Source organism: uncultured Oscillibacter sp. (assembly GCF_910584465.1).
Taxonomy (GTDB): Bacteria; Bacillota; Clostridia; order Oscillospirales; family Oscillospiraceae; genus Oscillibacter.
Window position 1 is genome coordinate 1 of record NZ_CAJUBK010000130.1, and the last position, 2,001, is coordinate 2,001.

Sequence of the window (2,001 nt, forward strand, 5' to 3'; positions counted from 1 at the left end):
ACGAGAGGGACCCAGGAAGGGTCCCTTTCGTTTTCGATAAAAAAGTTTTCAGGACCTTCAAAAAAGTCCTGAAAACTTGCGCAGCCTGTCGAAAAGACGTTTTCGACAGGCTGGAGCTCCGGGGCAGTCCCTTAAGGGGGCTGCCCCGGAGCGTGCGCCCGGTCAGGCGGGGATCTGTTCGTCCTTGGTCACCAGCAGCTTGCTGTCCGCCACGGTCAGCGCGGCGGTGTCGCCCTCCTTCAGGGTGCCGTCCAGCATCCGCTCGGCCACGGCGTCCTCCACCTTGCTCTGGATGCAGCGGCGGAGGGGCCTCGCGCCGTACTTGGGATCGTAGCCCTCCCGGACCAGCTCGGCCACGGCCTCGTCGCTGGCGTTCAGGTGCAGGCCCATGGCCTCCATCCGGGCGGACACCGTGTCCAGCATCCGGCGGGCCACTTCGTGGATATCGTCTTCCGTCAGGGCGCGGAAGACGATGATGTCGTCGATCCGGTTCAGGAACTCCGGGCGGAAGGTCTGGCGGAGCTCCGCCATGACGGTCTCCTTGGCCTGGAGGAACTTCTTCTCCGCGTCGTCGGCGGGGGATCCCCCGTCGGTGAAGCCCAGCTTCGTCCCGGCGGTGGTCAGGCTCTTGGCCCCGATGTTGCTGGTCATGACGATGACCGTGTTCTTGAAGTCCACCGTCCGGCCCTGGGAGTCCGTGATCCGGCCGTCGTCCAGGATCTGGAGGAGGATGTTCCACACGTCCTCGTGGGCCTTCTCAATCTCGTCGAAGAGGACCACGGAATAGGGCTTCCGCCGGACCCGCTCGGTGAGCTGGCCGCCCTCCTCATGGCCCACATAGCCCGGCGGGGAGCCGACCAGGCGGGAGACCGTGTGCCGCTCCATATACTCGGACATGTCGATGCGGATGATGGCGCTCTCGTTGCCGAACATGGCCTCGGCCAGGGATTTGCACAGCTCCGTCTTGCCCACGCCCGTGGGGCCCAGGAAGAGGAAGGAGCCGGTGGGGCGCTTGGGGTCCTTGAGGCCCACCCGTCCCCGGCGGATGGCGCGGGCCACGGCCTGGACGGCCTCGTCCTGGCCCACGACCCGCTTGTGGAGGATGTCCTCCATGTGCAGGAGGCGGGTCCCCTCGTCCTCGGTGAGGCGGGTGACGGGGATGCCGGTCCAGCCGGAGACCACGGCGGCGATGTCCTCGGCGCCCACGGGGCGGTGCTGGCGGGTGCTGCTGCGGCGCTTCTCCCGCTCCTGCTCCACCTGGTCCTGGTAGTTGCTCTCGATGTCCCGGAGCTGGGCGGCGGTCTCGAAGTCCTGCCGCGCGATGGCGGCCTCCTTGTCCTTGGCCAGGGCGGCGATCTTCTCCTCCAGGCTCTTGAGCTCCGGGGAGATCTCCTCTTCCTCCATGCGGACGCGGGACGCGGCCTCGTCCATCAGGTCGATGGCCTTGTCGGGGAGGAAGCGGTCGGAGATATACCGGGCGGAGAGGGTGACGGCGGCCTCCAGGGCCTCGTCGGTGAGCTGGAGCTTATGGTGCTGCTCGTACTTCTCCCGGAGGCCCTTCAAGATCTCCAGGCTGGCCTCCTGAGAGGGCTCGCCCACCTGGACGGGCTGGAAGCGGCGCTCCAGGGCGGCGTCCTTCTCGATATACTTGCGGTACTCGTTGAGGGTCGTGGCGCCGATGACCCGGATCTCGCCCCGGCCCAGGGCGGGCTTGATGATGTTGGCGGCGTCCACGGCCCCCTCGGCGGAGCCCGCGCCCACGATGGTATGGAGCTCGTCGATGAAGAGGATCACGTCGCCGGACTTCCTCACCTCGTCCAGGGCCTTCTTGATGCGCTCCTCGAACTCGCCCCGGTACTTGGTCCCGGCCACCATGCCGGAGAGGTCCAGGGAGAGGAGGCGCTTGTCCAGCAGGTCGTCAGGCACGTCGCCCAGGACGATCTTCCGGGCCAGGCCCTCGGCGATGGCGGTCTTGCCCACGCCGGGCTCGCCGATGAGGCA

At 67.3% G+C, this 2,001-nt stretch carries 1 protein-coding gene; it reads right to left on the reverse strand.

The window, feature by feature from the left end; genetic code table 11:
• Positions 1–162: 162 nt before the first annotated feature.
• The coding region (locus QZ332_RS13540) for an ATP-dependent Clp protease ATP-binding subunit (protein WP_295766401.1) at positions 163–2,001 on the reverse strand (1,839 nt) is incomplete at its 5' end.